Annotated in this window: 24 protein-coding genes and 1 tRNA gene; 17 read left to right on the forward strand and 8 right to left on the reverse strand. The window is 65.5% G+C overall.

The annotated features are described in order from the left end of the window. Positions 1 to 194: 194 nt before the first annotated feature. The 3 genes from U4Y90_RS10330 (at position 195) to U4Y90_RS10340 (ending at position 1,948) form a co-directional block, all read left to right on the forward strand. Complete coding sequence (locus tag U4Y90_RS10330) at positions 195 to 1,025, forward strand: undecaprenyl-diphosphate phosphatase (RefSeq protein ID WP_321794464.1); 831 nt, start codon at positions 195 to 197, stop codon at positions 1,023 to 1,025. 91 nt (positions 1,026 to 1,116) lie between these two features. Beyond that, a tRNA-Arg gene (locus U4Y90_RS10335) sits at positions 1,117 to 1,193 on the forward strand. A 299-nt stretch (positions 1,194 to 1,492) separates the two neighbouring features. Continuing rightward, entirely contained in the window at positions 1,493 to 1,948 is a 456-nt protein-coding gene (locus tag U4Y90_RS10340) for a histidine kinase (protein WP_321794465.1), read from the forward strand. Here U4Y90_RS10340 and U4Y90_RS10345 read toward each other — a convergent pair. Beyond that, positions 1,848 to 3,161, reverse strand: a complete 1,314-nt coding sequence (locus tag U4Y90_RS10345) for a cyanate transporter (RefSeq protein WP_321794466.1) — start codon at positions 3,159 to 3,161, stop codon at positions 1,848 to 1,850. The two genes, U4Y90_RS10340 and U4Y90_RS10345, sit on opposite strands and share 101 nt — an antisense overlap. Before the next feature lie 150 nt (positions 3,162 to 3,311). Here U4Y90_RS10345 and U4Y90_RS10350 point away from each other — a divergent pair, with 150 nt between their 5' ends. The 4 genes from U4Y90_RS10350 (at position 3,312) to U4Y90_RS10365 (ending at position 5,240) form a co-directional block, all read left to right on the forward strand. After that, complete coding sequence (locus U4Y90_RS10350) at positions 3,312 to 4,043, forward strand: GntR family transcriptional regulator (protein WP_415749322.1); 732 nt, start codon at positions 3,312 to 3,314, stop codon at positions 4,041 to 4,043. 34 nt (positions 4,044 to 4,077) lie between these two features. Next, positions 4,078 to 4,227, forward strand: coding sequence for a hypothetical protein (locus tag U4Y90_RS10355; protein WP_321794468.1), 150 nt, complete (start codon positions 4,078 to 4,080; stop codon positions 4,225 to 4,227). A 145-nt stretch (positions 4,228 to 4,372) separates the two neighbouring features. Further along, positions 4,373 to 4,771, forward strand: coding sequence for an RT0821/Lpp0805 family surface protein (locus U4Y90_RS10360; protein ID WP_321794469.1), 399 nt, complete (start codon positions 4,373 to 4,375; stop codon positions 4,769 to 4,771). 19 nt (positions 4,772 to 4,790) lie between these two features. Beyond that, positions 4,791 to 5,240 carry an NUDIX hydrolase gene (locus U4Y90_RS10365; RefSeq protein WP_321794470.1) on the forward strand — a complete coding sequence of 150 codons (450 nt, stop codon included), beginning with the start codon at positions 4,791 to 4,793 and terminating at the stop codon, positions 5,238 to 5,240. Between the two features lie 18 nt (positions 5,241 to 5,258). On the opposite strand, the gene U4Y90_RS10370 is transcribed toward U4Y90_RS10365, so the two are convergent. Both U4Y90_RS10370 and U4Y90_RS10375 read right to left on the reverse strand, forming a co-directional pair. After that, the gene (locus tag U4Y90_RS10370) at positions 5,259 to 6,089 is read right to left on the reverse strand and encodes a transporter substrate-binding domain-containing protein (protein WP_415749325.1); all 831 of its coding nucleotides are present in this window, start codon (positions 6,087 to 6,089) and stop codon (positions 5,259 to 5,261) included. Positions 6,090 to 6,314: 225 nt separating this feature from the next. Continuing rightward, positions 6,315 to 8,024, reverse strand: a complete 1,710-nt coding sequence (locus U4Y90_RS10375) for a glutamine--tRNA ligase/YqeY domain fusion protein (RefSeq protein ID WP_321794472.1) — start codon at positions 8,022 to 8,024, stop codon at positions 6,315 to 6,317. 385 nt (positions 8,025 to 8,409) lie between these two features. On the opposite strand from U4Y90_RS10375, the gene U4Y90_RS10380 reads away from it, so the two are divergent. Continuing rightward, complete coding sequence (locus U4Y90_RS10380; protein ID WP_041730537.1) at positions 8,410 to 8,622, forward strand: hypothetical protein; 213 nt, start codon at positions 8,410 to 8,412, stop codon at positions 8,620 to 8,622. 15 nt (positions 8,623 to 8,637) lie between these two features. Here the strand turns inward: U4Y90_RS10380 and U4Y90_RS10385 are convergent, their stop codons facing one another. Then, positions 8,638 to 9,858 (reverse strand): CaiB/BaiF CoA-transferase family protein, encoded by a 1,221-nt coding sequence (locus U4Y90_RS10385; protein WP_321794473.1) that lies wholly within the window; start codon positions 9,856 to 9,858, stop codon positions 8,638 to 8,640. Between the two features lie 223 nt (positions 9,859 to 10,081). Here U4Y90_RS10385 and alaS point away from each other — a divergent pair, with 223 nt between their 5' ends. The 9 genes from alaS to U4Y90_RS10430 all read left to right on the forward strand — a co-directional run bounded on the left by alaS (position 10,082) and on the right by U4Y90_RS10430 (position 19,355). Beyond that, complete coding sequence (gene alaS / locus U4Y90_RS10390; protein WP_321794474.1) at positions 10,082 to 12,706, forward strand: alanine--tRNA ligase; 2,625 nt, start codon at positions 10,082 to 10,084, stop codon at positions 12,704 to 12,706. Positions 12,707 to 12,828: 122 nt separating this feature from the next. Beyond that, complete coding sequence (locus tag U4Y90_RS10395) at positions 12,829 to 13,065, forward strand: hypothetical protein (protein ID WP_321794475.1); 237 nt, start codon at positions 12,829 to 12,831, stop codon at positions 13,063 to 13,065. A 143-nt stretch (positions 13,066 to 13,208) separates the two neighbouring features. Further along, positions 13,209 to 14,243, forward strand: coding sequence for a low specificity L-threonine aldolase (locus tag U4Y90_RS10400; RefSeq protein ID WP_321794591.1), 1,035 nt, complete (start codon positions 13,209 to 13,211; stop codon positions 14,241 to 14,243). 67 nt (positions 14,244 to 14,310) lie between these two features. After that, on the forward strand, positions 14,311 to 15,459 hold the full coding sequence (locus tag U4Y90_RS10405) for an iron-containing alcohol dehydrogenase (RefSeq protein ID WP_321794476.1): 1,149 nt from the start codon (positions 14,311 to 14,313) through the stop codon (positions 15,457 to 15,459). A gap of 3 nt (positions 15,460 to 15,462) precedes the next feature. Further along, a complete protein-coding gene (locus U4Y90_RS10410) occupies positions 15,463 to 15,900 on the forward strand; it encodes a thioesterase family protein (RefSeq protein WP_321794477.1) in 438 nt (145 codons plus the stop codon). A 69-nt stretch (positions 15,901 to 15,969) separates the two neighbouring features. After that, on the forward strand, positions 15,970 to 16,851 hold the full coding sequence (locus U4Y90_RS10415; protein WP_321794592.1) for a branched-chain amino acid ABC transporter permease: 882 nt from the start codon (positions 15,970 to 15,972) through the stop codon (positions 16,849 to 16,851). Continuing rightward, positions 16,844 to 17,923: a branched-chain amino acid ABC transporter permease gene (locus U4Y90_RS10420; RefSeq protein WP_321794478.1), complete on the forward strand. Its 1,080-nt coding sequence runs from the start codon at positions 16,844 to 16,846 to the stop codon at positions 17,921 to 17,923. The genes U4Y90_RS10415 and U4Y90_RS10420 overlap by 8 nt, the downstream gene beginning before the upstream one ends. Beyond that, positions 17,920 to 18,660, forward strand: a complete 741-nt coding sequence (locus U4Y90_RS10425) for an ABC transporter ATP-binding protein (protein ID WP_321794479.1) — start codon at positions 17,920 to 17,922, stop codon at positions 18,658 to 18,660. The genes U4Y90_RS10420 and U4Y90_RS10425 overlap by 4 nt, the downstream gene beginning before the upstream one ends. Next, positions 18,657 to 19,355, forward strand: a complete 699-nt coding sequence (locus U4Y90_RS10430; protein WP_321794480.1) for an ABC transporter ATP-binding protein — start codon at positions 18,657 to 18,659, stop codon at positions 19,353 to 19,355. The genes U4Y90_RS10425 and U4Y90_RS10430 overlap by 4 nt, the downstream gene beginning before the upstream one ends. Here the strand turns inward: U4Y90_RS10430 and iolB are convergent. The 4 genes from iolB to U4Y90_RS10450 form a co-directional block, all read right to left on the reverse strand. After that, a complete protein-coding gene (gene iolB, locus U4Y90_RS10435) occupies positions 19,352 to 20,164 on the reverse strand; it encodes a 5-deoxy-glucuronate isomerase (protein ID WP_321794481.1) in 813 nt (270 codons plus the stop codon). The two genes, U4Y90_RS10430 and iolB, sit on opposite strands and share 4 nt — an antisense overlap. Then, positions 20,161 to 21,063, reverse strand: a complete 903-nt coding sequence (gene iolE, locus U4Y90_RS10440) for a myo-inosose-2 dehydratase (RefSeq protein ID WP_321794482.1) — start codon at positions 21,061 to 21,063, stop codon at positions 20,161 to 20,163. The genes iolB and iolE overlap by 4 nt, the downstream gene beginning before the upstream one ends. A 747-nt stretch (positions 21,064 to 21,810) precedes the next feature. Further along, positions 21,811 to 23,703 (reverse strand): 3D-(3,5/4)-trihydroxycyclohexane-1,2-dione acylhydrolase (decyclizing), encoded by a 1,893-nt coding sequence (iolD, locus tag U4Y90_RS10445; protein WP_321794483.1) that lies wholly within the window; start codon positions 23,701 to 23,703, stop codon positions 21,811 to 21,813. Next, positions 23,700 to 25,700: a bifunctional 5-dehydro-2-deoxygluconokinase/5-dehydro-2-deoxyphosphogluconate aldolase gene (locus tag U4Y90_RS10450; RefSeq protein ID WP_321794484.1), complete on the reverse strand. Its 2,001-nt coding sequence runs from the start codon at positions 25,698 to 25,700 to the stop codon at positions 23,700 to 23,702. Before U4Y90_RS10450 ends, iolD begins: the two co-directional genes overlap by 4 nt. Between the last annotated feature and the right edge of the window lie 5 nt (positions 25,701 to 25,705).

A 25,705-nucleotide genomic window follows, 5' to 3' on the forward strand; every position in this document is an offset into this window, starting at 1 on the left:
CGCTGTCGTTGCAATTTGTGTGCGTTCAGCGCTTGGCGCTCGATTTCGCCACCGGCATAATCGGTCCCGTTTGCGCGCCGTTTCGACTCATCCTTCCTGTTCCACATTCCCTGTCTGCCTCGTCGGGCTTCGCGTAATGCGAGGAATGGAACTGCACGGCGCGTCCTTCACCCTCCCCAAAAAAGGACCGACGCGTGACTCTGTGGTTTCTCGTATTCTTGAGCGTGCTCCAGGGCGTAACCGAACTATTTCCGGTCAGCAGTCTTGGCCACACGCTGCTCGTCCCCGGGCTGATCGGCATGCACATCGACAAGCATGCGCCGCAATTGCTTCCCTTCCTCGTCGCGCTGCATCTCGGCACGGCTGTCGCGCTGCTCTGGTATTTCCGCGAACGCTGGATCGCGCTGATCCGCGGCTTTTTCGCGTCGCTCGGCGGGCGCAAGAACGATGACGGCCACATGATGTGGGCGCTCATCATCGGCACGATTCCGACGGGCATCGTCGGCCTGCTGCTCGAAAAGCGGCTCGAGGCCATTTTTCACGATTTGCGGATCGTCGCGGCGGCGCTGATCGTCAACGGCGTGCTGCTGTGGCTGGGCGACCGCCTGCAGAAAAGCCGCGCGACGCAGGCGCCCGAGAAGCTCACGTTCAGGCAGGCGTTCCTGGTCGGTCTGGCGCAGATCGGCGCGTTGATTCCGGGCTTTTCGCGCAGCGGTCTGACGATGATCGCGGGCGTGGGCGCGGGCCTCACGGCGGAGGCCGCGGCGGAATTCTCCTTCCTGCTCGGCACGCCGATCATCTTCGCGGCGGGCGTGCTCGAGTTGCCGAAGCTGTTCCACGCTCCGGGACAACTCGCCGATTCGGTGCTGGGCGGCGTGCTGACCGGCATCGCGGCGTATCTGAGCGTGCGCTTCCTGATGCGCTACTTCGAAGGACACGGCAAGCTCGCGTCGTTTGGCGTCTATTGCGTGATTGCGGGGATTTTCTTCCTCGGCTGGTTCATGATGCATCCGCAGCCGGTTTGACAACTCGGGACAAGGGCGGCGGCGAATGAGGTAAAATCGCCGTCTCTCCAGATCCGCGGCGGATGTTGTCCGTGCCGCGCGCTCCGGTTCTCCGCCCTTAGCTCAGCTGGATAGAGCAACGGCCTTCTAAGCCGTAGGTCACACGTTCGAGTCGTGTAGGGCGGGCCAGTCAGCCTGCGTCGAGCCCAGTCTTTTCGGCTGGGCTTCTTGCTTTTCCGCGCCCCGGTCACACGCGCAGGGCATCGGCATCGCGGATCGAACCCACGATGCTGGCCCGCTTCCTGCCATTCCTGCCCCTGCGTGCGCGCGCGATCCTCGCCATCCCGCGCCCCGCAAAGCATCGGGAAAATTAACCATCTCGTACAAGCAAGCGTGCCGCTCATCGACGGTGCGCCGATGCGTCATCGTGGCGCGCGGTGCGCCACAACGGTGACAGCGCGCGGCCTCATCGCCGAAAGAGGGATGACGTGAACAATCGAGCATACGAAACCAGCCCGGCACAATGCTCGCTATGGAACCGCAAGCAAGCGCGTCTGCAACCGGATTCGCGACGCGTGCTGCTCGCGCTGCCGGAACGCATGCTCGGCGCATCGCTCGTGTCGCTGTTCGAGCTGAAGGGTTTCCCAGCGCGCCTCGCGGTGGATGCATCATCGGTCAGAGGACTGGTCGACGCATGGCGTCCGCACGTGCTTTTTCTCGACACGCGCGTCGGCGGCTGCAGCAACTACGCGCTGGTTCGCGCGCTACGCGAAGCCGATGACGACGCCAGTCGGCTCATCATCGCGATGAGCGGCTTTCTGCCCGAAGAGCCGATCGCGCATCTCAAGGAAGCGGGCTACGACGGGCACTCGCGCCGTCCGTGCCCCGTGTGGCAGATGACCGATCTGCTCGACGAGTTTTTCGCCTGTCACGCCGTCCGTTGAGCGCATCGGGCGCGCCGGTTTGCTGCTGCATCGCGCGTGCATAGCTGTGCGGTCCGAACACGGAATTGAGCGCGATCATCGCGACCAAGCTCGCGGCGAGCATCATCCACGACATCGAGAAGCCGCCGCTCACGTCGCGCACCACGCCTGCGATGACCGGCGCCAGCGCCGCGATGACGAAGCCCACGCCCTGCACGAACGCGACGAGTCGCGCGGCCAGTTCGGGATCGTCGGCGTGATCGAGCGTCAGCACGAGCGAGAGCGCGAACACGCCGCCCAGTCCGCCGCCGAGCAACGCAACGACCGCGAGCGGCGCGGCGAGCGGCGCGACGAGCAAGAGAGCGAAGCCCGCGAGTTGCGCGACGAGGCCGAGCGCGATCCACGGACGACGGTCCTTGCCGCGTCCGAAACGAGCGGCCGCCATCGGCAGCAGCAACGCCGACGATGCCTGGAACACCGTGAGCAGCGCGAGCAGCGCGCCGCTTTCGGTCACGCCGCGGCCGAGTTGCTGGTAGTACGCGGGCATCCAAGCGACGAGGCTCGTATAGCCGCCGTTGACGAGCCCGAAGAAAATCCCGAGCGTCCACGCGCGGCGGTTGCGAAAGAGCGACGGCGCGGCCTTCCCGTGGCGAGCCGATACGGCGCGGGGCGGCGCATCGGCGCGCATCAGCAGCATCCACACCGCGAGCGCGAGCAGCGCCGGCACGGCCCAGAACGCGAGCCCCGCCTGCCATGTCACGCGCGATGCGAGCGCCGGCGTGATGCTCGCGCCGAGTCCGCCGCCCGCCATGATCGACGCGGAATAGAGGCCCATCGCGAAAGGCAGGCGCGCGGCGAAGCGGGTCTTCATCACGCCGGGCAGCAGCGCCTGAATGACCGCGACGCCCGTGCCCGCGATCGCCGCGCTCGCGACGAGCGCAGCCGCGTTCCCCGCGACGAGCCGCCCGGCGCACGCCGCGATGATCGCGATCAGGCCGATCGCCACGCCTCGCGCATTGCCGATCGAGCGTGAGAGCGCGCTCGCGCCGAACGCGCACACGCCCATTGCGACGACGGGCAGGCCGGTCAGCATTGACGCGCCGCGAAACGACAGTCCCGTCGCGTGCAAAATCACGCCCATCAGCGGACTGACGGAGGTGAGCAGCGGCCGCAGATTCAGGCCGATCGCGACGATCACCGCGAGCCACGCAAGGTTCGATGCGCGCGGGCTCATCGCAAAACTGCCGTAGTCGATGGTTTCATGCGCTGAGATCCTCCCTTGGCTTCAAGCGTTTTGGTTGACCATTTTATATATTTTTGGTCAACCAAACATGCGACCGGCCGAATAGGCCGAATTCGTGCGCGGCCGTGCGCTCTCGCTACAATGCGATTCAACGCAAGCACGGCAGGCACCATGGCATCGCGCAACGACCCATCATCGAACGAAATTTCCGCTGAAGAGCGCGTCTACGCGGCGATCACGGCCGCGCTTCTGCATGGCAAGCTCGCGCCCGGCGCGCAGCTCGTCGAGCGTGAACTCGCCGCCGCGTTCGACTGCACGCGCGGCACGATCCGCAAGGTGCTCGCGCGGCTCGGCGCCGAAGGCAAGCTCACGCTGGAGGCGAATCGCGGCGCGTTCGTGCCGTCGCCGACGCCCGCCGATATCCGCGAGGTGTATCGCGCGCGGCAGGTGGTGGAGGCGGGCATTGTCGCGTCCTTGTGCGGCACGCTGACCACGCAGGCGAAGCGCGCGTTGCGGGCTCATGTGAAGGCCGAGCAGCGCGCGCTGAAGGCGGGGAGCGTGACCGAATGCGTGCGTCTGGCGGGCCACTTTCATGTGCTGCTGGCGGAGCTCGCGGGCGCGCCGGACGTGCAGGCGTTCCTCGCGAAGCTCGTCGCGAAAACCGAGCTCTACAAGGCGCTGTTCGATCCGTCGAAGCTGTCGAATTGCTCGTCGGACGAACATGGCCGGCTCGTCGATGCCCTTGAGGAAGGCGCGCTCGATGCCGCCCTCACGGCGATGCGCACGCATATCGACGAACTGGAAGCGCGCGTGCTCGCGCAAGCGGGCGAGGTGCGCACCGACGATCTGGCGACGCTCTTCGCGGGCGCGTGAGCATCGGCGTTTCATTGCCACGCCAGAGCGCCGCTTGCTGCGAGAAGTCGGGCGCGTTGAGGCGAGGCCCGGCAGCGTCGGCAGGTTGAAGCGCTTCAGTACCGGGACAACATCACTCACCGACGGCTACGATCCGGCGAAGGACGAGAACTCGAAAAAGGACATCGGCATCGACGAAATGTAGTCCGCGGCAAACTGAGATAGCGCGGGCAGCCATGCCCGCGCATCATGCTATTCTCGTTGCACCCGATGGCCCGCGGTCCCGCGGTCGATACGCAAGTCGCTGCGAGACGGCCGGCTGTCAACCCATCGCAACGAGGAGAGTCTTCATGCCCATTCGAGATCGAGCGCTCGCTCACGCCTGCGTCCGGACGATCGCCGCCGCCGCGCTCGTCGCCGTGAGCGCGGCCGCATCCGCCGCCAATCTCGGCTTCCTGAACAACACGCCGATCAGCTATATGAAGCAGCGCGACCTGCAGGCGCTCAACGACGCCGCGCAGATCGCGCTCAATACGAAGAAGGACGGCGAATCGCTCGACTGGGACAACAAAGGCACGGGCAATCCGGTCCCGATCAACGGCACGGTGACGCCGCAGGAATCCTTCGAGTCCGACGGGCTCAAGTGCCGCAAGCTCACCCTCGTCGCGCACGCGAAAGGACAGACGCAGACCTGGACGCCGAGCGCCTGCAAGGCGAGCGACGGCAAGTGGAAGCTCAAGAAGCAGTGATGAATCGGAAAAGCGCTCGATGACCGCGCGCAGCGTATCGTGCGGCGTGGTCATCCTCAACGGGCAGGGCGAGGTGCTGCTCTGTCACGCGACCGAGACCACGCACTGGGACGTGCCCAAGGGCGCCGCCGATCCCGGCGAGAGTCCGCGCGAAGCGGCGTTGCGCGAGCTCGTCGAGGAGACGGGCATCGTGCTGCCGGCGGCGCGACTGAGGGATCTCGGACGCTTCGTCTATCGCCGCGACAAGGACCTGCATCTCTTTGCCGTGCGCGTGAGCGAGAGCGAAGTGAAGCTCGAGAACTGCGTGTGCGAATCGTACTTTCCGCGCTACAGCGACGGCACGATGATTCCCGAAATGGATGCGTATCGCTGGGTCAGCCCGGCGGATGTCGACCAGTTCGCGAGCCGCAGCCTCGCGCGCCTGTTCCAGACCACGCTGTCGCTCGCGGCGCTGCACGAGACGCTTTGAGCGCGCGCGATCGGTCGATCAGTCGACCGTGCGGTCGTTGGGATTGGCGAAGAGCGTCTTCATCTCCGACGACATCGGGAATTGCAGGTTCATGCCGTCCGGCGGTATCGGGCGCATGAACCAGGTGTCGTAGAGCTTCGTGGCTTCGCCTGAGCGCTGCATATTGGCGATCACGTCGTCGACGATGCGCTTGAACACCGGGTCGCCCTTTCTCATCATGCAGCCGTACGCTTCGTTCGCAAGCGATGCGCCCGTCACCATGTATTCGTTGCGCGCGGCGCCTTCCTGCGCGATCTTGCCGTAGAGAAGCGGATCGTCCATCACGAAGGCCACCGCGCGGTCCGACTTCAGCGCGGCGAACGCTTCCGCGTGATCGCGCGCGCTGATGATGCGCAGGTTGAGCTTCCGGTCGATGCTCATCTGCCGCAACATGCGCTCGTCCGACGTGCCCGCCGTGGTCGCAACTGTCTTGTTCGCGAGATCGTCGTAATCGCGGATGCCCGACTTCTTCTTCACGGCCATGCGGATGCCGTACTGGAAAAAGCTGTTGGAGAAGGCGACGAGCGAATCGCGCTCGGCCACATGCGCGGTCGAGCCGCACTCCAGATCGACCTGATTGTTCACTACGTACGAGATGCGGTTCGCCGACGTGACCATCACATTCTTGATCGCGAGATTCGGCATGTTGAGGCGCTTCTTGATCTCGTCGACGACTTTCAGCGCGATGTCGTACGAGTAGCCCACCGGCTGCTGCTTCACCGTGTACGAGAACGGCACGGAAGATTCGCGCGTGCCCAGCACGATCGCCCCGTTTTCGACGATCTTGCGCAGTGTGGCGGAAGGCGGCATCTGATCGACGACGGCTTGCGCCGTGGTGAGCCCGGCGGCGGCATGCGCGCCAGTCGATGCGAGCAGGAGCGAGGAGACGAGGGCGGCGCTTCGTTGCGCCCATGCGCGGTGCGCGAAGGAATGCGGCAGCTTCATGATGTCCTCGTTGGAAACGGCGTGCCGTGGGTGCAGAGCGCCGACATCGAGGGCGCCGCGTGGCCGCGCGGCGCCCTGCTTACGCCGATATCAGGCCGGTTTGCCCCAGCTGTCGCGCAGGCTGACGATGCGGTTGAACACGGGCTTGCCCGGCTGCGAATCCACGCGGTCCGCGACGAAGTAGCCGTGGCGCTCGAACTGGAAGCGGTCTTCGGCGTTCGCGTCGCGCGCGCTCGGTTCGAGATAGGCGTTCACGACGCGCTTCGAGTCCGGGTTGAGCGCATCGAGGAACTCCGCGCCGCCCGCGCCGGGCTGCGGCTCCTTGAAGAGGCGGTCATAGAGGCGCACTTCCGCCGCATACGCGCTCGCCGCGCTGACCCAGTGAATCGTGCCCTTTACCTTGTAGCTGTTCGCGCCTTCCGTGCCCGACTTGCTGTCCGGGAAGTAGTTGCAGTGCACGGCGATCACATTGCCGTTCTCGTCCTTGTCCGCGCCGGTGCATTCGACGACGAAGCCGTACTTCAGGCGCACCTTGTTGCCGGGGAAGAGACGGAAATAGCCTTTCGGCGGCGTTTCCTGGAAATCCTCGCGCTCGATCCACAGCTCGCGCGAAAACGGGAATGCGCGTACACCGCGATCCGGATGATGCGGATGCACCGGCGCGCTGCATGCCTCGCTCTGTCCTTCCGGATAGTTGTCGATGATGAGCTTCAACGGATCCAGCACGCAGATCGCGCGCGGGGCCTTGTCGTCGAGATCGTCGCGCAGCGCGCCTTCGAGAATGCTCATGTCGATCCACGAATCGACCTTCGTCACGCCGACGCGCTCGACCATCAAACGGATGCTTTCCGGCGTGAAGCCGCGGCGGCGCACGCCCACGATGGTCGGCATGCGCGGATCGTCCCAGCCGTCGACGTGTCTTTCCTGCACGAGCTGCAGCAGCTTGCGCTTGCTCGTGATCGCGTAGGTGAGGTTCAGGCGCGAAAATTCGATTTGCTGCGGTAGCGGACGCTCGAAGACGCCATCGTCGGCGAGCTGCGCGAGGAACCAGTCGTAGAGGGGACGATGATCCTCGAACTCCAGCGTGCAGAGCGAGTGCGTGATGTTCTCGATCGCGTCCGACACGCAGTGCGCGTAGTCGTACATCGGGTAGATGCACCACGTATCGCCGGTGCGGTAGTGATGCGCGAAGCGGATGCGGTAGACCACCGGGTCGCGCATGTTGAAGTTCGGCGACGCCATGTCGATTTTCGCGCGCAGCACGTGCTCGCCTTCCTTGAACTCGCCCGCCTTCATGCGGCGGAAGAGGTCGAGGTTTTCCTCGGGCGAGCGCTCGCGATACGGCGAGTTGATGCCGGCTTCGGTGGCCGAGCCGCGCGTCGCGCGCATCTCTTCGGCCGTTTGACTGTCGACGTAGGCCTGGCCCTTCTTGATGAGCATCTCGGCGAACTCGTACAGCTTGTCGTAGTAGTCGCTCGCGAAGTACTTGTGCTCCGCGCCGTCCTTGTTCCAGTCGAAGCCGAGCCATTTCACGGCGTCGATGATCGAATCGACGTACTCGACGCTTTCCTTCTCGGGGTTCGTATCGTCGAAGCGCAGATGGCACACGCCGCCGTAGTCCGCTGCGAGGCCGAAGTTCACGCAGATGCTCTTCGCATGGCCGATGTGCAGATAGCCGTTCGGCTCGGGCGGAAAGCGCGTCTCGACCCGCTGCGACCATTTACCCGAGCGGTTGTCGTCTTCGATGAGGTTGCGAATGAAATTGGATGGCGCCGGAGCGTCGTTGCGATCGGTGTTCATGCGGAAAAGGTGGCAGCGGATGCGCTCGCGCGCGTGAAACGGTTCGGGAAGCGTTCCTCGGCACTGAAGCAAACCGGGAGCGCGTACGAAGGCCTTAGATATTGGGTCGATTCTACCTTACGCAACCATCCGGGGCAGGCCGCGACAGCGTTCGGGCGCATTCCGTCGCCATGTTCGATACAACCGCGCCGTTTCGCGGGTTCCGTTACATGGTTTACGCCGAATCGCGGGCTTCGTAACCGCCGTAACGGGACGTAAATCGCGTTGAAAGGTGCGTGCGCGGCCTCTTAAGATCGGCTCGCCTGCATCGAACGCGCCTGCTTCAGCGGCGCGCTCATGCGCGAAAAGCACAACACATCACAACGACAACACAAGGAAGCCCATCATGAAGAAGATCGCCATCACGACGCTCAAGTTCGCCGCTGCGGCCGCGCTCGTCTCGAGCCTCGCGGCCTGCGCAAACGTGTCGCGCCAGCAGGCGCACGCCGGGGTCGGCGCGGCCGCGGGCGGCGCGCTCGGCTATCTCGTCACGGGCGGCCCGATCGGCACGGTCGCGGGCGCGGCCGCGGGCGGTCTGATCGGCGCCGGCGTGCGCTGATCCCGCGCCGATCCGCTAGATCGCCTTCGATTCGCGCAATCGTGCGATTTTCGCATCGTCATAGCCGAGCACGTCGGCGAGCACGCTCGACGTGTGCTCGCCCAACAGCGGCGGATGCGTGCGCGCTTCGGGCGGCGTCGCGCTCATCTTGATCGGGCTCGCGACGAGTTTCACCGTGCCGGCCGTCGGGTGCGGCAGATCGATCTGCATCTTGCGCGCGAGCACTTGCGGGTCCTCGAACACTTCGCCGAGATCGTTGATCGGACCGCAGGGCACGCCCGCCGCTTCGAGTTCGGCGATCCATTCGTGCTTGCCTTTCTTGCGCACCATGTCCGCGAGAACCGGCACGAGGATGTCTCGGTTGCGCACCCGCGACGGATTCGCGGCGAAGCGCGGATCGTCCGCCAGCCCGGCGCGGCCGCCCGCTTCGACGAACTTGCGGAACTGCCCGTCGTTGCCCACCGCGACGATGATCCAGCCATCGCTCGTCTGGAAGGTCTGATACGGCACGATGTTCGGATGCGCGTTGCCCCAGCGCACCGGCGGCTTGCCACTCGCGAGGAAATTGGTGTTCATGTTGGCGAGCATCGCGACCTGCACGTCGAGCAGCGCCATGTCGATGTACTGTCCTTCGCCGGTGCGGTCGCGGTGCGCGAGCGCGGTGAGCACGCCGATCGTCGCGTACATGCCGGTCATCAGGTCGGCGATCGCGACGCCCGCCTTCTGCGGTCCGCCGCCGGGCTGCCCGTCGCGCTCGCCGGTGATGCTCATGAACCCGCCGATGCCCTGGACGATGAAATCGTAGCCCGCGCGCGACGCGTACGGCCCCGTCTGCCCGAAACCGGTCACCGAGCAATAGACGATGTCCGGCTTCACTTCCTTCAGCGACGCGTAGTCGAGCCCGTACTTCTTCAACTGCCCGGCCTTGTAGTTTTCGAGGACGACATCGCTTTGCGCGGCCAGCTCGCGCACGATCTGCTGGCCTTCCGGCGTCGCGATATCGACGGTGACCGAGCGCTTGTTGCGGTTCGCCGCGAGATAGTACGCGGCTTCGTGCGTGTCCTCGCCCTCGGGCGTCTTGAGATAGGGCGGGCCCCAGTGGCGCGTGTCGTCCCCGGTTTCGGGCCGCTCGATCTTGATGACATCCGCGCCGAAATCGGCGAGGGTCTGGGCGCACCACGGTCCCGCCAGCACGCGGGTCAGGTCCAGCACGCGGATATGGCTCAACGCTCCCATTCGATGGTTCGCTCGCTTGATTGGTCTTCCGAATTGCGACTGTCGCACAGAACGGCCGTGCGCGCGACATCGTGCGATAGCGGACGGCCCGGCCGGCACGCCGCGCGCCCGGCCGCGCGCGGCGAATCCCGTATAATCGACAATCACCCTTGTTCCGCCGGCCGTGCTCGAAAGGAGCCGCCCGCGGGCGCCATCAAAGAACCGAAGACACGCCCCGTACGCTATGAAAGCCGCCGAAATACGCGAGAAATTCCTGAAGTTTTTCGAATCGAAGGGCCACACGATCGTGCGTTCGTCGAGCCTCGTGCCCGGCAACGACCCGACGCTGCTTTTCACCAACTCGGGCATGGTCCAGTTCAAGGACGTGTTCCTGGGCAGCGAATCGCGTCCGTACTCGCGCGCGACCACCGCGCAGCGCAGCGTGCGCGCGGGCGGCAAGCATAACGATCTGGAGAACGTCGGCTACACCGCGCGCCATCACACGTTCTTCGAGATGCTCGGCAACTTCTCGTTCGGCGATTACTTCAAGCGCGACGCGATCCACTACTGCTGGGAGTTGCTGACGAAGGTCTACAACCTGCCGGCCGACAAGCTCACCGTGACGGTCTACAAGGAAGACGACGAAGCCTTCGATATCTGGGCGAAGGAAATCGGCGTGCCGGTCGAGCGCATCATCCGCATCGGCGACAACAAGGGCGCGCGTTACGCATCGGACAACTTCTGGCAGATGGCCGATACCGGCCCGTGCGGTCCGTGCTCCGAAGTGTTCTACGACCACGGCCCGGAAATCTGGGGCGGGCCGCCGGGATCGCCCGAAGAAGACGGCGACCGCTTCATCGAGATCTGGAATCTCGTGTTCATGCAGTTCAACCGCGACGCTCAAGGCAACATGACGCCGCTGCCCAAGCAGTGCGTCGACACCGGCATGGGCCTCGAGCGTCTCGCCGCCGTGCTGCAGCACGTGCACAGCAACTACGAAATCGACCTGTTCCAGAACCTCATCAAGGCCGCGGCGCGCGAAACGAACACGCCGGATCTGGAAAACAACTCGCTGAAGGTGATCGCGGACCACATCCGCGCGTGCTCGTTCCTGATCGTCGATGGCGTGATTCCCGGCAACGAGGGTCGCGGCTACGTGCTGCGCCGCATCGTGCGCCGCGCGATCCGTCACGGCTACAAGCTCGGCCAGAAGAGTGCGTTCTTCAACAAGCTCGTGGCGGATCTCGTCGCGGAAATGGGCGCGGCCTATCCGGAACTCGCGCAAGCGCAGCAGCGCGTGACCGACGTGCTGCGTCAGGAAGAAGAACGCTTCTTCGAGACCATCGAGCACGGCATGTCGATTCTCGAAGGCGAACTCGCGGACCTGGAAAAGAAGGGCGTAAAGCAGCTCGACGGCGAACTCGCATTCAAGCTGCACGACACCTACGGCTTCCCGCTCGATCTGACGGCCGACGTGTGCCGCGAGCGCGGCGTGACCGTCGACGAACCCGCGTTCGACGACGCAATGGCGCGCCAGCGCGACCAGGCGCGCGCGGCGGGCAAGTTCAAGCTCGCGGCGGGCCTCGAATACTCGGGCGCGAAGTCCACCTTCCACGGCTACGAGAAGGAAATCTTCGACGACGCGAAAATCCTCGCGCTGTATGTCGAGGGCGCATCGGTGAATGAGGCGAAGGGCGGCCAGCAAGCCGTCGTCGTGCTCGATCACACGCCGTTCTACGCGGAATCCGGCGGTCAGGTCGGCGATCAGGGCGTGCTCGCGAACGCGAACGTACGCTTCGCGGTTGCGGATACCTTGAAGGTTCAGGCCGATGTCGTCGGTCATCACGGCACGGTCGAGCAGGGCACGCTCAAGGTCGGCGACGTCGTGAAAGCGGAAATCGACGCCATCCGCCGCGCCCGCACCGCGCGCAATCACTCGGCCACGCACCTGATGCACAAGGCGTTGCGCGAAGTGCTCGGCGGCCATGTGCAGCAGAAGGGCTCGCTCGTCGATGCCGACAAGACGCGCTTCGACTTCGCGCACAACGCGCCGATGACCGACGACGAAGTCCGTCGCGTCGAGCAGATCGTGAACAACGAGATCATCGCGAATGCGCCCGGCGTGGTGCGCGTGATGCCGTATGACGACGCGGTGAAGGGCGGCGCGATGGCGCTCTTCGGCGAAAAGTACGGCGACACGGTGCGCGTGCTCGATCTCGGCTTCTCGCGCGAGCTGTGCGGCGGCACGCACGTGCAGCGCACCGGCGACATCGGATTCTTCAAGATCGTGATGGAAGGCGGCGTCGCGGCGGGCATTCGCCGGGTCGAAGCGATCACCGGCGACAACGCGGTGCGCTACGTGCAGGAGCTCGATGAGCGCATCAATGCGGCGGCGGGCGTGCTGAAGGCGCAACCGTCCGAACTGACGCAGCGTATCGCGCAGGTTCAGGAGCACGTGAAGTCGCTGGAGAAGGAACTGGGTGCGCTCAAGTCGAAGCTCGCAGCGAGCCAGGGCGACGAACTCGTCGCCAAGGCCGTCGACGTGTCGGGCGTGCAGGTGCTCGCCGCGCAACTCGAAGGCGCGGACGTGAAGACGCTGCGCGAAACCGTCGACAAGCTCAAGGACAAGCTGAAGAGCGCGGCGATCGTGCTTGCCTCCGTGGACGGCGGCAAGGTCAGCCTGATCGCGGGCGTGACGCCGGACGCGTCGAAGAAGGTCAAGGCGGGCGAGCTTGTCAACTTCGTCGCGCAGCAGGTCGGCGGCAAGGGCGGTGGCCGTCCCGACATGGCACAGGCAGGCGGCACGGAACCGGCCAATCTGCCGGCCGCGCTGGCGGGCGTGACGGGCTGGGTGCAGCAGCAGCTCTGATCGTTTCTTCGTCTCACGCGAAGCGGCTCGATCCTTACGGACCGGGCCGTTTTTCTTTACAGCCTGTCAGGCACATCGCGTGCGTCGCGCCCAGCACGTTCAACTAAAAAGGGAGATGCATCATGAGTCGCAAAATCGCATTGATCGTTCTGACGTCGGCCATGCTCGCCGCGACCGGCGCCGCACAGGCGAAGGGCTGCATCGAAGGCGCGGCGGTGGGCGGCGTCGCGGGCCATGTCGCGGGCAAGCACGGCACGGCGGGCGCGGTGGGCGGCTGCGCGATCGGCCATCACGAAGCCAGCAAGAAGGACAAGAAGGCGCAGCAGGCCAACGCGGCAAGCGCGCCGGACAGCAAGTAAGCATCGCCCGGACCGGCGCCACGGCGCGCGCCGGTCCGAGCCGCTAGAATGGCCGGATCGCCGGCGGCGCGGCGTCATTCGCTCGCGCGCCTCGTTCAAGCAAGGCCATTAAAGCTTTTTCCATGACAGTGCCCACGGAACCGATCCAACACTTCGCCTCCGACAATTACGCAGGCATTTGCCCCGAAGCGCTGCAAGCGCTGATTCAGGCCAACACGAGCGGCCACGAGCCCGCCTACGGCGACGATTCGTGGACCACGCAAGTCTGCGATCGCATCCGCAACCTGTTCCAGACCGACTGCGAAGTTTTCTTCGTCTTCAACGGCACGGCCGCGAATTCGCTCGCGCTCGCTTCGCTCTGTCAGTCGTACCACTCGGTGATCTGCCACGAGCTGGCGCACATCGAGACCGACGAATGCGGCGGTCCCGAGTTCTTCTCCGGCGGCTCGAAGCTGCTGACGGCGAAAGGCGAGAACGGCAAGCTCACGCCCGACGCGATCGAAGAACTCGTCACCAGGCGCGCGGACATCCATTATCCGAAGCCGAAGGTCGTCGCGCTCACGCAGGCGACGGAAGTCGGCACGGTCTACACCGTCGAGGAGATCCGTGCGATCGCGGCCATCGCCAAGCGCCGGCATCTGAAGATACACATGGACGGCGCGCGTTTCGCGAACGCGGTCGCGTCGTTGAACGTGCATCCGTCGGAGATTACGTGGCGCGCGGGCGTCGACGTGCTGTGCTTCGGCGGCACGAAAAACGGCTTGCCGGTGGGCGAGGCGGTCGTGTTCTTCGACAAGGCGCTCGCCGCCTATTTCGCCTATCGCCTGAAGCAGGCCGGCCAGCTCGCCTCGAAGATGCGCTTCATCTCCGCGCCGTGGCTCGGCCTGCTCGACGACGACGTCTGGTTGCGCAACGCGCGTCACGCGAACGCGATGGCTTCGCTGATGGCCGAGCGTCTCGCCGGCATTCCAGGCGTGTCGCTGCTCTTCAAGCCCGAATCGAACGCGGTGTTCGCGGAGTTGCCGGCGCACGTCGCGGCGGCGCTGCGCGCGAAGGGATGGCGCTTCTATCAGTTCATCGGCTCGGGCGGCTGCCGTCTGATGTGCGCGTGGGACACGCAACGGGAAACCGTCGAGCGCTTCACGGACGAGGTCCACGCGCTGTGCGCATCGACCTAATCCGGATTGACACTTCCGGCGGGCGGCTCCAACATGAGCCGCACCTCTTCCCATCGATGCCGACGCCATGGCCTTCATCTTCTACCTGACCCACATTCATCTCGGCTACGACGCGCTACAGACGCTGCAAAGCGAATGCGCGCGCATCGGGATGAAGCGTCCGCTCGTCATCACCGATAAGGGCGTCGCGGCGGCGGGGCTCGCGGCTCGTGTGATCGAAAGCGCGAAGCTCGGCGCGCTGCCGGTGTTCGACGACACGCCGTCGAACCCGACCGAAGCGATGGTCATGCAAGCCGCCGGGCAGTACAAGCGCGAAGGCTGCGACGGGCTGATCGCGGTGGGCGGCGGCTCGTCGATCGATCTTGCAAAGGGCGTCGCGATCGCGGCGACGCACGACGCGCCGCTCACGACCTACGCGACGATCGAAGGCGGCAGCAGCAAGATCGGCGAGCGCGCGGCGCCGCTGATCGCGGTGCCGACCACGTCGGGCACGGGCAGCGAAGTCGCGCGCGGCGCGATCATCATCCTGAACGACGGGCGCAAGCTCGGCTTTCATTCGTGGCATCTGCTGCCGAAATCGGCGATCTGCGATCCGTCGCTCACGCTCGGCCTGCCGCCGACGCTCACCGCCGCGACCGGCATGGACGCGATCGCCCATTGCATCGAAACGTTTCTCGCGCCCGCGTTCAATCCGCCCGCCGACGGCATCGCGCTCGACGGGCTCGAACGCGCGTGGGCCAACATCGAGCGCGCGACGCACGATGGCCAGGACCGCGACGCACGCCTGAACATGATGTCCGCATCGATGCAGGGCGCGATGGCGTTCCAGAAAGGCCTTGGCTGCGTGCATTCGCTGTCGCATCCGCTCGGCGGGCTGGCGGTGAACGGACGCACGTCGCTGCATCACGGCACGCTGAACGCGGTCGTGCTGCCCGCCGTGCTGCGCTTCAACGAAAGCGCGGCGACGGTCGTCGCGGAGCGGCGCTTCGCGCGCATGCGCCGCGTGATGAATCTGCCGGACGATGCCGATGTCGCGCAGGCCGTGCACGACATGACCGCGCGCCTCGGCCTGCCGACGCGTCTTTCGCAGATGGGCGTCGACGAAAGCATGTTCGACAAGGTGGTGAAGGGCGCGCTCGCGGATCATTGCCACAAGACGAATCCGCGCGAGGCGAGCGCCGATGATTACCGCCGCATGCTGACGGAGTCTCTCTGAGCGATGAGCAAGCCAGTTCGGACCACGCGCGCGGATTACGCGCACTTTCTGCCGATCAGCACGCGCTGGTCGGATAACGACGTCTACGGGCACATCAATAACGTCGTCTATTACAGCTACTTCGACACGGTCGTGAACGAGTATCTGCTGCGCGCGGGCGTGCTCGATTTCAGCGAGGGCGAGACCATCGGCCTCGTCGTCGAGACGCGCTGCAACTTCTTCGCACCGGTCGTGTTTCCCGAACCGATCGAAGCGGGCTTGCGCGTCGAGAAGCTCGGCACGACGAGCGTGCGCTATGAAGTGGCGATCTTCACGCCAGGCGCGCACGAAGCCGCCGCGCAAGGGCATTTCGTGCATGTCTACGTGGATCGCGTGACGCGCAGGCCGGTGCCGTTGCCCGCGCCGCTCGTCGATGCGCTGAAGTCGCTCATCACCGGTTGAGGTTTCGTCTTGCTTCTGTGGTTCGGCGCGAGTGTGCTCAACGGCGTGAGCGTGGGATTGCTGCTCTTCATGCTGTCGGCGGGGCTCACGCTGATTTTCTCGATGCTCGGCGTGCTCAACTTCGCGCACGCGAGTTTCTACATGCTCGGCGCGTATGTCGGGCAGGCGCTCGCCGCATACGGCGGATTCTGGTTCGCGCTGTTCGCCGCGCCGGTTGTCGTCGGCATTGCGGGTGCGCTGTTCGAACGGTCGTTGTTGCGGCGGGTGCATGCGCGCGGCGCGCTCGCGGAAATGCTGCTGACTTTCGGCGCGGCCATCGTGATCGGCGAGGGCGTGAAGCTCGTCTGGGGGCTCGGACCGTTGCCCGCCGCCATTCCGCGTGTGCTCGACGGAGCGCTTTTCACGCTCGACGGCGCGTCGTTCGCGCGTTATCGCGCGTTCATGATGGCGGTCGCCGTCGTCATGCTCGGCGCGCTGTGGATCGTCTTGCGCGTATCGAAGACCGGACTCATCGTGCGCGCGGCGCTCACGCATCCCGCGACCGTCGAAACGCTGGGTCATGACGTGCCGCGCGTATTCACGATGGTCTTCGGCATCGGCACCGCGCTCGCCGCGCTCGGCGGCGTGATCGGCGCGCCGCTCGCCGTCGTCGAACCGGCGATGGCCGACGCGATGGGTCCGATCGTCTTCGTCGTCGTCGTGATCGGCGGGCTCGGATCGCTCGCGGGCGCGCTCGTCGCGTCGCTGCTGATCGGCTGCGTGCAGACCTTCGCGGTGGGCGCGAGCGCGACGGCGGGCGGCATCGCGGCGTCGCTCGGCGTGACGTTGCCGCCGGCATGGGGCGCGTTGACGGTCGCGCAACTCGCGCCCGTGCTGCCTTATCTGCTGCTCGTCGGGATGCTGGCCGCGCGGCCGCGCGGGCTGTTCGGCGAGCGCACGAGAGATGGCTAAGTTCATTGCGTTGATCGTCGCGCTCGCGCTGCCGCCGTTCATCGTCGATCAATCGTGGCTGCTCGCGTATCTCGCGCAGACCGCCACGCTCGTCGTGTTCGCGCTGTCGTACAACTTGCTGCTCGGCGAGACGGGCTTGCTCTCGTTCGGGCACGCGGTCTATTCCGGTCTCGGCGCGTTCGCCGCCGCGCATGTGTTCAATCGCTTCGGCGTGCCGTTGGCGTTGCTGCCGCTCGTCGGCGGATGCGCGGCGATGCTCGTCGCCGTCGTCTTCGGCGCGATCTCGACGCAGCGCGCGGGCACGTCCTTCGCGATGATCACGCTCGGCATCGGCGAGCTGGTCGCCGCATGCGCGTGGCTCGTGCCGGGCTGGTTCGGCGGCGAGGGCGGCGTGACGATCGATCGCGCGAGCGGGCCGCCGCTTTTCGCATGGACTTTCGGGCCGCCGCGCGAGGCGTACGCACTCATCGCGTGCTGGTGCGTGATAGCGGCGCTCGCGATGTTCGCGTTCTCGCGCACGCCGATGTGCCGCCTCGCCAACGCCGTGCGCGACAACCCGGCGCGCGCCGCCGCGATCGGCTTCGCGCCGGCGCGCGTGCGCTTGCGCATGCTCGTCGTGTCGGCGTTCTTCGCGGGCGTCGCGGGCGTGCTCGCGCTGATCAACGTCGAGCTGGTGTCGTCGGAGAGCGTCGGTCTCGCACGTTCGACGAGCGCGCTCGTCGCGACGGTGATCGGCGGCGCGGGCACGTTTTCCGGTCCGATGATCGGCGCGGTGCTGCTCACGTTTTTCAGCTCCGGGCTTGCGAGCGTCACCGCCGCGTGGCCGATGTATCTCGGGCTCTTCTTCATGTGGGTCGTCGTCGCCGCGCCTGAAGGCGTCGCGGGCCTCGTCCGACGCGATGCGCGGGCCTTGTGCTTCGGCATGCTGAGCGCGATCGTGTGGGGCGTTGCGGTTGTCGTGTCGGTGGAAGGACTCTACGCCGAACGGCGCGACGCGCATGCGTGGCTCATCGCCTTGCCGTTCGCGTTGCTGGGTCTGTGGCTCGCACGACGCACGAGGGCCGCGCGATGAACGCCGCACTCGACTTGCACGGCATCGTCAAGAGCTTCGGCGCGACGCGCGTGCTGCGCGGCGTCGATCTGCGCGTCGCGCGGGGCGAACGGCACGCGCTCATCGGACCGAACGGCGCGGGCAAGTCCACGCTCTTCGACCTGATTTCGGGGCGCGCGCGTCCCGATGACGGACGCATCGTCGCCGACGGAGCCGATATCACTGGCAAGCCGCCGCAGCGCGTCGCGCGTTCGCTCGCGCGCAGCTTCCAGACGACGAGCGTGTTCGGCGGCTTGTCCGTGCTCGATAACCTGCGTTGCGCGGCGCTCGGCGCCGCCTCGACGCGCTTGTTCGAGAGATGGCTGCCTTCGCGCCGGATCGACGCCCGCGCGCGCGCGATGCTCGATGCGATCGGCCTTGCCGCGCGCGCCGATGAACTCGCGGCGTGCCTGACCTATGCGGAGCAGCGCGCGCTCGATCTCGGCATCGCGCTCGCCACCGATGCGCCGCTCATCCTGCTCGACGAACCCACCGCCGGCATGAATCGCGCGGAGGCGACGCGCGCGCTCGACCTGATTCGCGCGACGACGCAAGGGCGCACGCTGCTCGTGATCGAGCACGACATGGACGCGGTGTTCGGTCTCGCGGATCGACTTTCAGTGCTCGTGCGAGGGCGCGTGATCGCAACCGGCACGCCTGCCGACATTCGCGCGAATCGTGCCGTGCAGGAAGCCTATCTCGGCGGAGTCGCGCCATGAGCGTGGGCTTGCATATCGAGGATCTGCGCGCATGGTACGGCGAGGCGCAGGTGCTGCACGGCGTGAATCTGTCGATCGACGAAGGCGAAGCGGTCGCGCTCGTCGGCCGCAACGGATCGGGACGATCGACGCTCGCGAAGTGCATCATGGGACTCGTGCGTTGCGCGGGCGACATGCGTTATCGCGATGTCCGGCTCGTCGGCATGCGGGCGCATCGCATCGCGCGGCTGGGCATCGGCTACGTGCCCGAAACGCGCGATGTGTTCCCCGCGCTCACGGTGCGCGAGAACCTCCGGCTCGGCGAAAGAAAGGGCTCGCGATTCACGCTGAGCGATGCGTATCGGCTGTTTCCCGTGCTCGAAGAACGCGCGTCGGTGAAGGCGGGCGCGTTGTCGGGCGGCGAGCAGCAGATGCTCGCGCTGGCCCGCACGTTGAGCCGCGATCCGTCGCTCGTCGTCATCGACGAACCCGGCGAAGGACTCGCGCCGCAAGTGCTCGCGCAAGTGGCCGCGTGTCTCGTCACGTTGCGCGCGCGGGGCGTCGCGATGCTGCTGATCGAAGAGCGGATGACGATCGCGCGCGCGCTCGATGCCCGCATCGCGGTGATGGGGCATGGGGCGATTCAGTTCGATGGGCCATTCGCTTCGCTTGCTCGCAACGGGCACGTGATGCGCGAATGGCTTTCCGTGGGTTAGCTCGAAGCCTTGTTGTCCCTTTCCACGATCCACTCGTGCTTCGGATCGTTCTTGAAGTGCCACGTGCGCTTGTCGCCCGCCATCACGTTCAGATAGTAGTTGTCGTACCCATACGGCACGACGACCGGATGATATCCGCGCGGCACCATGACGACATCGTGATCCTCGACGGCCATCGTCTCGTCGAGATCGCGCTCATCGGTGTAGACGCGCTGGAACGCGAATCCTTGCGGCGGATTGAGTCGATGGTAGTACGTCTCTTCGAGCGAGCTCTCGATCGGCACATTGTCCTGATCGTGCTTGTGCGGCGGATAGCTCGATGCATGTCCGCCCGGCGTGCGCACTTCGACGACCAGCAGCGATTCGGCTGCTTCGGTTTGCGGAAGAACGTCGCACACGTAGCGCGTATTCGCGTTCTTGCCGCGCGTCGAGCGCTTCATTTGCGCGGGCTCGATCAGGCGCGGCGGAAACTCGCCTTTCGCGGGCGCGCTCGCGACACCGATCTCCGCATCGCGCTCCGCGCGCACGATGGCGGCGAGTTTGGGCGGCACATAGACCGCATACGGCGCGGCGTCTTCGAACACGCTGTCGCGCGAGCCGATCGACTGATAATGCTCGTCGCCCGCTTCGACGCTCACGGTGCCCGTCAGCACGACGATGCAGCTTTCGCGATGCGCGTCGTACACGTGCACGACGTCACCTGCGTTCAGACGATAGGCCGCGAAACCGACGTGCTTCCAGCCCGCGGAATCGGGCGTGACGCGCGCGATGGTTTGCCCCTCGCGCGATGCTTTCACTAGCAGGCTCATGCTGCCTCCTTGAATGTTGCGTCGACGAGCGCGCGCAGCGTGCGATAGCCCTTGTCGGCGTACGCATGGCTCGGTGCGATCACCGGATCCTGTTCGGCTTCCACGACGAGCCAGCCTTCGTAATCATGCTGTGCGAGACACGCGATGATGCCCGGATAATCGACGCAGCCATCGCCCGGCACGGAGAATGCGCCGTTGATGACCGCATCGAGAAAGCTCCAGTTGCGATTGCGCGCGAGCTTCACGATTTCCGGCCGCACGTCCTTGCAATGCACATGACAGACGCGCGCGATGTGCTTCTGCAGCACGGTCAGGGCATCGCCGCCCGCGAACGTGATGTGCCCTGCGTCGAACAGCAGGCCGAGCGCATCGCTGGTGAGCGCCATCAGGCGATCGACATCCGCGGGCGTTTCGACATACGCGCCCATGTGATGATGATAGGCGACGCGCACGCCGCGCGAGAGCGTGTATTCGGCGAAGCGGTTCAGGCGTTCGGCGTACTGGTTCCACTGCGCATCCGAGAAGAAGCGTGGACGTTGATAGAGCGGGCGCGGCGCGCCCTGGATAGAGTTGGCGACTTCGCCGTAGACCATGACGGTTGCGCCGTTCTTTGCGAGCAGATCGAGATGCGGGCCGACGGCTTCGATTTCCTCTTGCGTGTCGCGTTCGGCTAGCCTGCCGGAGTACCAGCCGGATACGAGCGCGAGATCGTATTGCGCGAGCAGCGTTTTCAGCGCCTGCGGCTCGCGGGGGAATTTGTTGCCTAGTTCGAAACCTTCATAGCCGATTTGTTTGCCTTCCGTCAGGGCTGTGGAGAGCGGGGTCTCGCCGCCGAGGGACGGGAGGTCGTCGTTCATCCACGACAGGGGGTTGATGCCGATGCGGACGTTCAAAGGCATGGGGGGTGTCCTCTGGTTTTGGTTGGTTTTGGGTGGTTGGGTGTTCGTGGAATCCCGTATTCGCGGTGGTCTATTAGCACTGCCCCTGTGCGGGGCGGCAGTCACTTTCTTTGCTGCTGCAAAGAAAGTAACCAAAGAAAGCAGCTTCTCCCATCCAAAGTACCTCACGCCGGCCGCGGCACAGGCGATTGGCCTAATGGCCCGCCAGTAGCGAGTGCCCCCAAAACGGAACAAGGCTTGGATCGCGCACGGTCCGTCCCATCGCACCACACAAACAACTGGTACAGCACAAGACTGCTCCGGCCCACTTCGTGGCCGATGGGTTCATCGGGTCTGCGTGTGCTTCTTTGCTAACGTTTCCATCTCACTGCAATTGCCCCTGGTTGGTTTCCCTTGCAGGCCCGGCGGCAGCGCGTAGCGCTGTGCCGAAGCTGTTTTGCGCTGAACCAGTGCCCTCGAATTACTAGCTAGTCAGACCGTGCGCGGTCCAAGCCGTGTTCTGCTTGCGGGGTCACTCGCTACGGGCGGACCATTAGGCCAATCGCCTGTGCCGCGGCCGGTGTGAGGTACTTTGGATGGGAGAAGCTGCTTTCTTTGGTTACTTTCTTTGCAGCAGCAAAGAAAGTGACTGCCGCCCCGCACAGGGGCAGTGCCAATAGACCGAAAAGAAAGCAGGATTCCATGGAAGCCTCATCGCACCGACCAGACAGACCAACACACCACGAAAGCAGCGACCCAAAAAAAAAATCAAAACCCTCGAGCCTTGAGCGCACGCTCATAGCTCTCCCTGGCGACGACCACCGCCGCGCGGTCAGAAACCTCCGGCACGGCCACTTCCCACCACCATCCCCCTTCCTCGGTGGGCCGCGCCGCATCGGTATCGATCGAAATCAGATAACTTCGATCCGCCGCCCGCGCGCGCTTCATCGCGGCCTCCAGTTCGCCGATGCCCGACACATGCTCCGACAACGCGCCGAGCGAACGCGCATGCATCGCGAAATCGATCCGCGGCGCACCGAGCGCGCCCTGCCTGCAATCGTCGATGAGATTGTTGAACGGCGCGCCGCCGCAAGCCTGCTGCAATCGATTGATGCAACCGAACCCGCGATTGTCGAGCAGCACCACAATCATCTTCGCGCCAAGCATCACCGATGTGGCGAGCTCGCTGTTCATCATCAGATAGCTGCCGTCGCCGACGATCACGATCACTTCGCGCTCGGGCCGCGCGAGCTTCACGCCCAGCCCGCCCGCGACTTCATAGCCCATGCACGAATAGCCGTATTCGACGTGATACCCGCCGGGTTTGCCCGTGCGCCAGAGCTTTTGCAAATCCGCCGGCAGCGTGCCCGCCGCGCATACGACGATGTCGTTCGAAGGCGAGTCATCGTCCGAGCGCTGCACCGCGCCGATGACATCGGCTTCGCGCGGCAAGACGCCATCCGCGACGGGTGTGTTCGTCACATGCGCGACGGTCTCGCGCCATTCGTTCGCGAGCCGATGCGCGCGCGTCGTCCATTGCGGCGAGGCGCGCCAGTTGCCGAGCGCTTCCGACAACGCGTCCAGCGCGACGCGCGCATCCGCCTGCACGGCGAGCGCGTTCTGCTTCAGCGCATCGAACGGATTGGCGTTGAGCGCAATGAGCCGCGCCTGCGCGAAGAGCGTGTTCGATCCGGTCGTGAAATCCTGCAGGCGCGTGCCGAGAGCAAGCACGCAATCGCTTGCATGCGCGAGCTCGTTGGCAGCCGTTGCGCCCGTCACGCCGATGCCGCCGACGTTCAACGCATCGTCCCACGCGAGCGCGCCTTTGCCCGCCTGCGTCTCGGCGACGGGAACGCCGTGCTTGTGCGCGAACGCGCGCAAGGCATCGGTTGCGAGCCCGTACAGCACGCCGCCGCCCGACACGATCAACGGTTCGCGCGCTTCACGTAACATCGCGGCGGCGCGCTCGATTTCGCGCGGCAGCGGCGCGCTCGCATGAAACTCGACGACGCGCGGCTCGAAGAACGAAGCAGGGTAGTCGTAGGCCATCGCCTGCACGTCCTGCGGCAGCGCCAGCGTGACCGGGCCGCACAGCGCCGCATCGGTGAGCACGCGAATCGCGCGCGGCAATGCGCTCAGCACTTGCGCGGGATGCACGATGCGATCGAAATAACGCGACACCGCCTTCAATGCATCGTTCGCGGAGACGCCGCCGTCGTGACCGTCCTCGACTTGCTGCAGCACCGGATCAGGCGCGCGCGACACGAAGATATCGCCCGGCAGCAAGAGCACCGGCAAGCGGTTCACATGCGCGAGCGCGGCGGCCGTCACGAGATTGGTCGCGCCCGGACCGATGGACGTCGTCACCGCCATCATGCGACGCCGCATATGCGCCTTCGCATACGCAATCGCGCCATGCGCCATCGCCTGCTCGTTGTGCGCGCGATACGTCGGCAATTCATCGCGATGTCGATACAACGCCTCGCCGATGCCCGCGACATTGCCGTGCCCGAAGATCGCGAACACGCCGCCGAAAAGCGGCTCGCCGTGCTCGGTGCGTAGCGCCGCGAGATAGCGCACGACGGCCTGCGCCGCGGTCAGCCGAATGGTCGAACTGCCCGGCGACGCGACAGTTTCGCTTTGCGTTGCACGCTGGTTCATGCGGCCTGCTCCTGTCTTGCGTGAAGGGTGGCGCCGGACGGGTCGCGCGACGAACGCGCATCGCGCCATGCGCCGATCAGCGCTTCGAACGTGCGGCGCACGCGTGCGATCAATTCGCTGTCGTCGATTTCGTTTGCGAGCCACGCATGGCTCGGCTCATGAAAGATCGTGCGTCCGACCGTGAAGCCCTTGCAGGTCTTCGACGATGCCGCCGCCCTGAAGCCATCGCGCAACTGATCGACGCCCGCCGAGAGGCCGAGCAGCACGACGCCGCGGCAATACGGATCGCGCTCGGCGATGAGCGTATCGACGGCTTGCCATTGCTTCGCGCTCATCGGTTCGAGCTTCCACCATTCCGGATAGATGCCGAGGTTGTAGAGACGCTTCAGCGCGCGATACACGGTATCGTCTTCGACCGGCGGGCCGTTCTTCGGCACGATCACTTCGAGCAGCAACTCGTTGCCGCTTTCCTGCACGGCATCGTAGAGCGCGCGCAACTGCGCTTCCTGTTCGAGGCGCACGTCATGCGGATGATCGGGGTGATATTGCACGAGGCACTTCGCAACCTGCTCGCGCGGCCATTGCACGAGCGTCGTGCCGATCGAGCGGCCATGATCGAACACGAGCGGCATCGAGCCGGGCAATTCGACCGGGCGGCCGATCCACCAGCCGCGTCCCGTCGCGGCGTTCAAGGCGTCCTGTCCGTAGCGATCGTCGATCAATACGCCGATGCGTCCGTCGAGCCCGAGTTCCTTCTCGGTCTGTGCGACGGCTTCGACGAACAGGTTCTTCAAAACCGGTATGCGCGATTCGCTCGCGCCGGTTTGCTGCGCGAGATCGAAGAACTGGTTGCGATGATCGAACGCGAAGCCGAGCACTTCGTCCCATTGCTCGCGCTTCGGGCTCACGCGATGCAAGCGCGCGAGCGTCGCGTCCCGGTCGGGGCGGCGCATGCGCACGGGATCCTGCTTCGCCGCATCGAGGAAGTAGTCGAGTTCGGCGGGCGTGGGCATCGCGGGCGCGCAGCCGTGGCGCGACACGACGAGCGCGCCGCATGCATTGGCAGAGCGCGCGCAGGCTTCGAGCGGCTCGTCGCGCAGCCATCCCGACAGGAAGCCGGAGGCGAACGCATCGCCTGCGCCGAGCACGTTGAGCACTTCGACTTCGACGCCGCCGTGGATCGGCGCGGCGTCGATGGACGAGGGCACCGCGCCTTCGATGATCGAGCAGCCGAGCGGCCCGCGCTTCACGACGAGCGTCGCGCCCGTGACCTTGCGGACCATCGCGAGCGCATCGATCAGACGATCCTTGCCGCCCGCGATCCGAAACTCTTCTTCCGTGCCGATGACGAGATCCATCAGCGGCAGAATGCGCTGCAAGTGCGCGGTGACGCCCTCGTTGGCGACGAAGCGCGTCTCGCCGTCGGCCTTGCCGGTGAGACCCCACAGCACGGGGCGATAGTCGATGTCGAGAATCGTGCGCACGTCGTTGCGCCGCGCGTACTCCAGCGCCCGGCGGCTCGTGCGGTTCACCTGTTCCGTCGAGAAGTGCGTGCCCGTGATGAGCAGCGCCTTCGACGACGCGATATACGCCTCATCGAAGTCGTTTTCGTCGACGGCCATGTCCGCGCAGTTCTCGCGATAGAACACGAGCGGGAACGTGTCGCGGTCTTCGAGACCGAGCAGCACGAGCGCGGTCAGTCTTTCACGATCGACGCGCACATGACTCACGTCGCAGCCCTCGCGTTCGAGCGTCTCGGTGAGAAAGCGCCCCATGTGGTCGTTGCCGACGCGCGCGAGCATCGACGAATTCAGCCCGAGCCGCGCGCAACCGAACGCGATGTTCGCCGACGAGCCGCCGAGATACTTCGCGAACGTCGACACGTCTTCGAGGCGCGCGCCGACTTGCTGCGCATAGAGATCGACGGCGAGACGCCCGAGGCACACGATATCGCGCGTGCGGTCCGGCGCGAAGCGAGAGGTGGTTTGGGTTGGCATGGCTT

The sequence above is a fragment of the Caballeronia sp. J97 genome (assembly GCF_905220305.1).
GTDB lineage: Bacteria > Pseudomonadota > Gammaproteobacteria > Burkholderiales > Burkholderiaceae > Caballeronia.

What these genes read in the sequence shown, in the direction of transcription:
- U4Y90_RS10345 (WP_321794466.1), bottom strand. Translation starts at nt 3,161, where the DNA reads ATGAGCCCGCGCGCATCGAACCTTGCGTGGCTCGCGGTGATCGTCGCG.
- iolB (WP_321794481.1), bottom strand. Translation starts at nt 20,164, where the DNA reads ATGAGCCTGCTAGTGAAAGCATCGCGCGAGGGGCAAACCATCGCGCGC.
- U4Y90_RS10450 (WP_321794484.1), bottom strand. Translation starts at nt 25,700, where the DNA reads ATGCCAACCCAAACCACCTCTCGCTTCGCGCCGGACCGCACGCGCGAT.
- U4Y90_RS10405 (WP_321794476.1), top strand. Translation starts at nt 14,311, where the DNA reads ATGGCCTTCATCTTCTACCTGACCCACATTCATCTCGGCTACGACGCG.
- U4Y90_RS10380 (WP_041730537.1), top strand. Translation starts at nt 8,410, where the DNA reads ATGAAGAAGATCGCCATCACGACGCTCAAGTTCGCCGCTGCGGCCGCG.
- U4Y90_RS10425 (WP_321794479.1), top strand. Translation starts at nt 17,920, where the DNA reads ATGAACGCCGCACTCGACTTGCACGGCATCGTCAAGAGCTTCGGCGCG.
- U4Y90_RS10410 (WP_321794477.1), top strand. Translation starts at nt 15,463, where the DNA reads ATGAGCAAGCCAGTTCGGACCACGCGCGCGGATTACGCGCACTTTCTG.
- U4Y90_RS10415 (WP_321794592.1), top strand. Translation starts at nt 15,970, where the DNA reads ATGCTGTCGGCGGGGCTCACGCTGATTTTCTCGATGCTCGGCGTGCTC.
- alaS (WP_321794474.1), top strand. Translation starts at nt 10,082, where the DNA reads ATGAAAGCCGCCGAAATACGCGAGAAATTCCTGAAGTTTTTCGAATCG.
- U4Y90_RS10370 (WP_415749325.1), bottom strand. Translation starts at nt 6,089, where the DNA reads ATGCCGCCTTCCGCCACACTGCGCAAGATCGTCGAAAACGGGGCGATC.
- iolD (WP_321794483.1), bottom strand. Translation starts at nt 23,703, where the DNA reads ATGAACCAGCGTGCAACGCAAAGCGAAACTGTCGCGTCGCCGGGCAGT.
- U4Y90_RS10365 (WP_321794470.1), top strand. Translation starts at nt 4,791, where the DNA reads ATGACCGCGCGCAGCGTATCGTGCGGCGTGGTCATCCTCAACGGGCAG.
- U4Y90_RS10375 (WP_321794472.1), bottom strand. Translation starts at nt 8,024, where the DNA reads ATGAACACCGATCGCAACGACGCTCCGGCGCCATCCAATTTCATTCGC.
- iolE (WP_321794482.1), bottom strand. Translation starts at nt 21,063, where the DNA reads ATGCCTTTGAACGTCCGCATCGGCATCAACCCCCTGTCGTGGATGAAC.
- U4Y90_RS10430 (WP_321794480.1), top strand. Translation starts at nt 18,657, where the DNA reads ATGAGCGTGGGCTTGCATATCGAGGATCTGCGCGCATGGTACGGCGAG.
- U4Y90_RS10420 (WP_321794478.1), top strand. Translation starts at nt 16,844, where the DNA reads ATGGCTAAGTTCATTGCGTTGATCGTCGCGCTCGCGCTGCCGCCGTTC.
- U4Y90_RS10395 (WP_321794475.1), top strand. Translation starts at nt 12,829, where the DNA reads ATGAGTCGCAAAATCGCATTGATCGTTCTGACGTCGGCCATGCTCGCC.
- U4Y90_RS10350 (WP_415749322.1), top strand. Translation starts at nt 3,312, where the DNA reads ATGCGATTCAACGCAAGCACGGCAGGCACCATGGCATCGCGCAACGAC.
- U4Y90_RS10385 (WP_321794473.1), bottom strand. Translation starts at nt 9,858, where the DNA reads ATGGGAGCGTTGAGCCATATCCGCGTGCTGGACCTGACCCGCGTGCTG.
- U4Y90_RS10360 (WP_321794469.1), top strand. Translation starts at nt 4,373, where the DNA reads ATGCCCATTCGAGATCGAGCGCTCGCTCACGCCTGCGTCCGGACGATC.